The 6,912-nt window shown below is 63.2% G+C and carries 9 protein-coding genes; 4 read left to right on the forward strand and 5 right to left on the reverse strand.

From position 1 onward, the window contains the following. On the forward strand, positions 1-1,606 hold a 1,606-nt coding region (locus AB0J09_RS51245; protein WP_360708836.1), incomplete at its 5' end, for a WD40 repeat domain-containing serine/threonine protein kinase. 24 nt (positions 1,607-1,630) lie between these two features. On the opposite strand, the gene AB0J09_RS51250 is transcribed toward AB0J09_RS51245, so the two are convergent. Then, positions 1,631-1,795 (reverse strand): hypothetical protein, encoded by a 165-nt coding sequence (locus AB0J09_RS51250; protein WP_360708839.1) that lies wholly within the window; start codon positions 1,793-1,795, stop codon positions 1,631-1,633. Positions 1,796-1,990: 195 nt separating this feature from the next. Then, the gene (locus AB0J09_RS51255) at positions 1,991-2,386 is read right to left on the reverse strand and encodes a hypothetical protein (protein ID WP_360708842.1); all 396 of its coding nucleotides are present in this window, start codon (positions 2,384-2,386) and stop codon (positions 1,991-1,993) included. A gap of 662 nt (positions 2,387-3,048) precedes the next feature. On the opposite strand from AB0J09_RS51255, the gene AB0J09_RS51260 reads away from it, so the two are divergent. Both AB0J09_RS51260 and AB0J09_RS51265 read left to right on the forward strand, forming a co-directional pair. Beyond that, the gene (locus AB0J09_RS51260) at positions 3,049-3,654 is read left to right on the forward strand and encodes a GNAT family N-acetyltransferase (protein WP_360708845.1); all 606 of its coding nucleotides are present in this window, start codon (positions 3,049-3,051) and stop codon (positions 3,652-3,654) included. A 416-nt stretch (positions 3,655-4,070) separates the two neighbouring features. Then, a complete protein-coding gene (locus AB0J09_RS51265; protein WP_360708848.1) occupies positions 4,071-4,586 on the forward strand; it encodes a tyrosine-type recombinase/integrase in 516 nt (171 codons plus the stop codon). A gap of 71 nt (positions 4,587-4,657) precedes the next feature. Here AB0J09_RS51265 and AB0J09_RS51270 read toward each other — a convergent pair whose 3' ends face one another. Further along, the gene (locus AB0J09_RS51270; RefSeq protein ID WP_360708851.1) at positions 4,658-4,789 is read right to left on the reverse strand and encodes a hypothetical protein; all 132 of its coding nucleotides are present in this window, start codon (positions 4,787-4,789) and stop codon (positions 4,658-4,660) included. 268 nt (positions 4,790-5,057) lie between these two features. Here AB0J09_RS51270 and AB0J09_RS51275 point away from each other — a divergent pair, with 268 nt between their 5' ends. Beyond that, positions 5,058-5,852 carry a hypothetical protein gene (locus AB0J09_RS51275; protein ID WP_360708854.1) on the forward strand — a complete coding sequence of 265 codons (795 nt, stop codon included), beginning with the start codon at positions 5,058-5,060 and terminating at the stop codon, positions 5,850-5,852. Positions 5,853-6,034: 182 nt separating this feature from the next. Here AB0J09_RS51275 and AB0J09_RS51280 read toward each other — a convergent pair whose 3' ends face one another. Both AB0J09_RS51280 and AB0J09_RS51285 read right to left on the reverse strand, forming a co-directional pair. After that, on the reverse strand, positions 6,035-6,280 hold the full coding sequence (locus AB0J09_RS51280) for a DUF2283 domain-containing protein (RefSeq protein WP_360708857.1): 246 nt from the start codon (positions 6,278-6,280) through the stop codon (positions 6,035-6,037). A gap of 101 nt (positions 6,281-6,381) precedes the next feature. Next, a complete protein-coding gene (locus tag AB0J09_RS51285) occupies positions 6,382-6,789 on the reverse strand; it encodes a hypothetical protein (protein WP_360708859.1) in 408 nt (135 codons plus the stop codon). Positions 6,790-6,912: the final 123 nt, after the last annotated feature.

Raw genomic sequence — 6,912 nt, forward strand, 5'->3', positions numbered from 1 at the left:
CGCCACCGCGCTGGCCGCGATCCACGCGGCCAACGTCGTGCACCGGGATTTCAAGCCGGGCAACGTCATCATCGCCGCCGACGGGCCGCGCGTGATCGACTTCGGCATCGCGCGCGAGCTCGGTCCGGCCACGATGACCAGCAGCACGCAGATCGGCACGCCCGCGTACATGTCTCCCGAGCAGATCCTGGGGCATGCGATCGGGCCTGCGGCCGACATGTTCTCCTGGGCCGGCACGATCGTCTTCGCGTCGTGCGGGCGAGCGCCGTTCGGGAACGAGGGGACGCTCGCCGTGATGGGCCGGGTGCTCAGGAACGCGCCCGAGCTGGGCTCGCTCGACGGGCCGCTCCGCGACGTGGTGCAGCAGTGCCTCGCCAAGAATCCGGCGCAGCGGCCGACGGCCGAGCAGGTGATCATGCGGCTGCTGGCGCATCCGGTGCCCAGCTCACGCGTCCTCCAGGCGGGAAGCGAGGCAGCCGCCACGGGTGCCGTCACGGACGCGAAGCCGCAGGAACGGGAGGAACCACGGAAGCCGCGGAAGAAGGGCAGCAGGCCGATCGTCATCGCCGCGGCGGCCGTGATCCTCGCGCTGGCCGGAGTGCCGGTGGCCGTGGCGCTACAGAACGCCCCGAGCAACCCCGCCCTCCCAGGACCCACGAGTCAGGCGCCGAATACCACGGCTCCGGCCACCCCTGACAAGAAGAGGCTCCCCGGGGGCTCGATCACGCTCTACGAGCTTCCGTCCGACCCGATCACGCTGACCGCGTACGAGGTCTACGACAAGAATGACGACGGCGACGTCGATTACGCCAGGCAATCGCCGCGGGGCACGTTCGACAAGTACGCCGGCAACTTCGACACGATGGTCTCCCCCGACGGCCGCTATGTCGCGGGACGGCAGAAGGAGTACACCTCGGACGGCTACGACTCCATCCTGATCAACGACAGACAGGCGGGGTCCAGTTTTCGGATCAAGACGGTACGCGACCCACTGATCAGCACAATCCGCTCCTGGTCGGACGACGGCTCGAGGGTTCTGCTCAACATCGACAAGCAGATCAAGGACAAGCGGGGCAAAGAGGACTGGCTCTCTTTGGGCTTCGCCATCGTCGACGTGGCCCAGGCCAAGGTCAGCGTGGTCGACGTGGCCGACAACTCGATACGTGCCTCGGACTTCGGCTGGGACGGCGACCAGGAAGGCGTGGTCTCTTTCTACGGCAAGGACCAGGGCCTGCGCTTCTTCGACACCTCCGGCAAGCCCACACGCGACGCGCCAGGTGTCGGATCGTTGTCGTCCGGCGAGCGGAACATGTTCTCGCCCTCAGGCAAGATGTTCGTGACCGACTGCCCGCAGGGCCACGACGGGGACACCTGCCTCTGGGACACCGCCACCGGCAAGCGGCTCCAAAAGTTCACCTCTGACTGCGACAGGGTGCTGGGCTGGTACGACGAAACGCACCTGTACTGCTGGGAGTTGGACAACGGGGCCAACGACGAGATCCAGGTCGTGGGATTCAAGGGCGAACTGGTGCGCAAGCTGTTGGAAGTGCCGGATGACCTGAACGTGAGCCTCTACTTCACGGTCAATCCCTCCAAGGGCTCCTGATGGCCTGGCCCATCATCAAGCGCATCAAGTGTCGAGGAGTCGTAGGGCCGCATTGCTTCTGCCGATCAGTTCGGGATCGCCTTCGGCCACGCGCAGAGCCAGGGCCTCCTGCAGCACCTCGCGCGCCTCCTGTTTGCGATCCAGGTCCGCGAGGGTCTTGCCGAGATGCTGAAGCAGGAAGGACAACATCGCGGGTACTTCTTTCCTGGCAAGGACAAGCATCGCGCGGCAGAGAGTTTCCGAGGCTGCCGCGTCGCCTGAGTAGCGACAGGGCAAGCGTCTCGTTCACCCTGTGTGGCTCCCAACCTGGCTCCCCTTTGGGCTCTCAGCAATTCGCGCTTCTTGGGCTCGACTGCGTCCGACTGGCCAGGGCATAGAGTCCTGTCAGCGGTCGAACCAATGTGCTGCCGAGGGTGTGAGCAGCGTGATGACGACCGCCAACGGGAGGAGTGTGCTCGGGGCGAGCAGCTTGATCCAACTGAGATCACCATCGATCGCGGCCATGGCGAGATAACCGCCACCCGCAACGACTTCGACGGCGATGGCGCCCCAACGTACAAACTTCCTTCGCGACGGCCAGCGGGACAGCAACCAGCCCATGAGCGCCGTGATCGAGCTGGCATAGAGGAACAGTAGGAGGAACGGGGCGCTGAAGGCAGTGGCTGCCACGCCGATCATGATGGCAAGTCCCACGAGGCCAAAGGCCACCTCAAGGGTCATGATGAATCTTGCGGCTCGCGCGGTCGCCGGCATGCGCCCGGCCTGGATGACCTCTGTCACACGATCATTCTGCTACGTGCTGTGGTGGGCGTCCCTGATGTCACTCAGTTCGTCACTCGGCTCCCGATGACCGAGCGACGCCTCTTCGTCGTCAGGCGGTTTGGGGCAATTACTCATGGGTTTCTTCAGTATTTTTATAACACTGTCACAATATGGTGATGGACTGGTCATACGCATTGTCTCTCGTGCTGATCTTTCTGGCACTCGGATGCACCTTGTCAGGTTCATGGTTCTTTCTCTCGGCGAGTTTCTCCCGAGCGCACCTTGAACATGAAGCAATAAATGACAAGTCAACAACTTAAATGCCCTGCGAAGAAGTGCCTCACCACTCGACCAGAGTCACCCTGGCCTGCCCGTCTGCCGTCGTCCCACCCGCAGGGGTAGCGGGCCAGCCGCGGGGCTGCCCCGGCCGCGCGCCTGGCGTCAGGGCCGTGATGGAGCGTAGGCGGCCCCGCGGCTAGTCTGCTAGGGCTTGCCCTGGGACGGCGGCAGGCGGGAAGCCGGGATTGGCCCTGGTGGATATGTCCGTTGCCGAGCAGCGGTTTCGGGCTGTGCTGGCCGGCACAGGTGGGTGTCGTGGCCTTCGCTGGTGTGGGTAGGCGGTTCCTTCTGACGGCGGCTGCCATCCGGCCGAAGCGCCGTCGCGCGATAACGTTCCGTCCGTGATTGAAAACGGCGAGATTGAACCGGCCAAGCAAACTGCAGGGGCGCCTAATGTTGACCTGGGGCGTTCTCCTCGCGTGGCCTTGCGGCGCATCACCAGTCACGATCAAGACGAGTTTCTTGAAGGGGTCCGTGCCAGCGTCAACCTGAACCTGCCGGCAACTCCAGAGGCGTTCCAGGCGTTCATCAATCGCTTCGATGAGGGACGATCCGCCGAAGGCTTGCTGGTCTGTCTTGGCGACACTGGTGCCATCGCAGGCAATGTCAACATCAACAGCATCATTCGTGGACGCTTCCAGAGCGGCTCGCTGGGGTACGCCGCCTTTGTGCCCTATGCGGGTCGCGGGTACATGTCAGAAGGTCTTGGCCTGGTGCTGCGCCATGCGTTCGAGGAGCTACGGTTGCATCGGCTGGAAGCGCAGATCCGGCCCGAGAACCAGGCGTCCATCAAACTGGTCCAACGCCACGGCTTCCGGTACGAGGGTTACTCGCCCGATCTCCTGTTCATCAATGGTGCGTGGCGAGGTCATGGCCGATGGGCCCTCACCAACGACATGTTTGGCGTCGTTCCCACCGCTCCGCATCCAACACTGCCTAACCATTGACGCCGCTCGCTGGCGAGGTCGTCACGATGTGCGTCAAACGGGGCACGCTGGAGCATCGAGTTAGACGAGGGTCCCTGCATCGTGTACCGCACCGCTGGCGTCCTGGCCCGCAACGTCGAAGCCCCGTTGGCCCCGTAAGGTCGACCATGTTTCCTAGATCACCTGTCGCGTGTGTCCTGGAACGGAGAGATCAGGCATCTCGTGGGACTAGACACATGCGCCAGGGTTTGTCCTGCTTCGGTTGATGCTCGACACTGCAGCCTCGGTTGATCATTGGCATGATCAATCCAGAGTCCTGCCGGGGGGCGACTCGCGGCATGAGCGGATGTTGGCCGAGTACGTCGGCGTCCGGCAACACGCGAGGGCCATCCAAACCGGGACTCTGCTGACAAAGGCCCGCCTGTACGGTGTGTTGCGTGCCAGGGGTCGAAGTGGATTTCGGTGCCGGACCGAGGCAGATCGCAAGCTCGACGCGTGTGCTCAACCTCGGTGGGGGCGACAGCAGTCTCGCCCCCGCCGAGGGCCCGGTCGACTGGTCGCAGTTGGACAAGCTCCCGGCGTGTATCACCGTTGAGTGGTCGGGCGCCGAGCGCGGCATCGTCGACGCGCTCGCCACGCACCCCAATATCCGATTCCTGTACTGGAACGAGGCTTCCGGCGATATCGACCTCACCACGACCCGCCTTGGCACGGTGCGGCTGGACGGTGCCCGGCTGCGCCACACGTTCGCCTCGCTGCTGGTTGCCAAGAACGTCTCCCCGAAGGTCATTCAGGCTCGCATGGGGCACGCGTCGATCACGGAGACGATGGACACGTACGGCCACCTCTACCCCGAGTCGGAAGAGGTGACCAGGAGCGCGATCGATGACGCGTTGGGCGCGTCCGAGATCGGCTCTGTTGGCAAATTGATGACACGGGAACAGTCCGCCTGATCATCAGGAGACTGTTTCCGCTGGTAGACACCAGGGATGGGTGACGAGTCGGCCTGTAGGCCGGGTTCTGTTCAGAGCGGTTCGCTGACCTTGGGCGGATCCTCAATCTTGGCTCTGAGCTGTGGAATCACCTGCCGGTAGCTGTCATCAGCTTCCGGCACCTTCCGTGTTCCGGCGGAACACAGACGGAACAAGATCCTCATGCCGAAGAGGTTGATCAGTCAGAGTTCTGGTTGCGGCCCGAGCTCTCGCGATAGGACTCGAACCAGACTTGCAGCGTGTTGATCGATTCACGTTGGTTCGCGTGTGAGGTCGGGCCAATCCATTGAGTCCAGATCCGATCGCACTCGTTCACCCTGTGTGGCTCCCGATCTGGCTCCCCTATGAGCTCTCAGCCAATCACGTCGATACCGGGACGAGATATCCGCCTGCGATGATCACGCGTCTGGCCCGTTCCGAGGAGGCGACCGCATGAGGCTTTGGGCGCTTATCGTGACGATCACGTCCGTTGCCATGGTCGTCCCGTCGTCGGCCGTAGCCGAGGCTCGCCTCAACCCCGTCGCCGCGTTGCGCCGCCAGCTCGCGAGCGGCAACGGCGTGACATTCTCGAACGTCCTGGTCTCCACGTCCTGGGATGGAGAGCCGCTGACTTTTCGGCGGTCAGGGGTCCACGAACTGGCTCACGGTGAGGTCATCGCGAGCGAGATCCTCGATCTTAAGAATGGCAAGGACCCCGAGCGTCTTATTGTCTTCCCGGACCGGTACTACGAGCAGTCCACCGGCTGGCGCCGGTTTCTGCAGGAGGGCAAGAGCTGGGTGATCGGCAAGTCCCAGGAGTCCCTCGCCCTGACTTGTGGTGATTTGCGGCTGAGCAACCCCGCAACGCTCAAGGCCCTGCTCGCCAGCACCAAGGCCAAGCACCCGGCCGGCGTGTATGACGGCACCCGCACCACCTTGCACGAGGGAATGATCACGCTGGGCGAGGTCGCCAAGGTGGACCCCGACCTCCTTATCGGCGTAGATCGACCCACAGGCAAGTACGCCGGAGTCCGCATCGACTGGAAGCTCTGGATAGGGCAGGACCAACTCGTCCGTCGATGCCATGTTTCCTACTTGCTACCCGGCGTTCCGGGGATAGACGACTTCGACCCCCAGCAACTCGCCGAGGACGTCCGTCTGTCGCGGTGGGGCCGCGCGACCGACATCAAACCGCCTGCAGCCGATCAGGTAGCAACCCCCGACGAGCTCATCAACATCCCCGAATGAGCCCCTGTCGCGCACCCTGCCGGGCCGACGACCGAGTAGAGCTCGAACTCTTACCTGCCACTTCGCTACCTGCACCGATCATGTCGGGTAGTGCCCTGACCAAGCAATACAGCCTTCAACGTCTCCTGTCGGCTTCTGACGTTTTACGGCCTCGGGCGGAACTGGAACGGAACGGGGGGCCTTCAGGAGCCCCCTGCGTCGAGTCGCTCTGCCACGTCGAGCAAGGACTGGGGCAGCTTGGAACTGGCCGCCAGCACCTCGATACCAATGAGGCGCCCGTGCTCGTCGAGGTCGAGGTCGATCATGCCCCCGACCTCGACCGGATCGCAGGGATACATGCGTGCCACCTTCATGCGCGCTTGCGGATCAGCGAAGTAGATATACGCCGCATTCGCCTTCTGATCGTATGTAACTCTGACGTCCGCCATGGTCAGCGCCCTCCCTGGAAACCGTTGATGTACGTCTGCGGATTGGACGGAGGCGGCCCGATGATCTCCTCAAGGACAGCAATCGTTGTCCTAGCGTGTCATCAACCATCTTCCGGGCCGAGAATCTTGTCCTGCAGTGCGACCAGTTCGGCGTGATCGACCGTCGATGGCACGCCTTTCAGATTGCGGACATGTTCGACGAAACGCTCACTCAGTTGTACGTGGTACCGCTCAACGTAGTAGGCCAGGTCGGAATACCAGAACCACTGGCCGTCCGTCAGCATTGCCAACGGACCGATGTACTTCGCCTCGGGAATCAAGACATCGTGTGCCCCAGAGCCCGACACCACAAATAGCGTCCCCGCCTGCAGATACTTCACCAGAAGAGCCTCGTATTCCTCGCCCTTATCGCGCACTGCCGCACGTAGGGAAGGACCGTCCGGACGTTCATGGGGCAGCTCCTGGAAGTCGCCGAGAAAACGGTCCGTGTACGGATGATGATCGCTCATGGCAAGCAGGATACTGATGCGTTCCGCGCGGCTCAGCAAAGCATTTCAGGCGCACACCTTCCTGGCCTGCCCGTCTGCCGTCGTCCCACCCACGAGGTGGCGGGCCAGCCGCGGGGCTGCCCC

Source organism: Nonomuraea sp. NPDC049784 (genome assembly GCF_040659615.1).
Classification (GTDB): Bacteria; Actinomycetota; Actinomycetes; order Streptosporangiales; family Streptosporangiaceae; genus Nonomuraea.

Bases quoted from the DNA above. Each gene is read 5' to 3' on its own strand.
- AB0J09_RS51280 (WP_360708857.1), bottom strand. From the start codon at position 6,280: ATGGCGGACGTCAGAGTTACATACGATCAGAAGGCGAATGCGGCGTAT.
- AB0J09_RS51275 (WP_360708854.1), top strand. From the start codon at position 5,058: ATGAGGCTTTGGGCGCTTATCGTGACGATCACGTCCGTTGCCATGGTC.
- AB0J09_RS51250 (WP_360708839.1), bottom strand. From the start codon at position 1,795: ATGTTGTCCTTCCTGCTTCAGCATCTCGGCAAGACCCTCGCGGACCTG.
- AB0J09_RS51270 (WP_360708851.1), bottom strand. From the start codon at position 4,789: ATGAGGATCTTGTTCCGTCTGTGTTCCGCCGGAACACGGAAGGTGCCG.
- AB0J09_RS51285 (WP_360708859.1), bottom strand. From the start codon at position 6,789: ATGAGCGATCATCATCCGTACACGGACCGTTTTCTCGGCGACTTCCAG.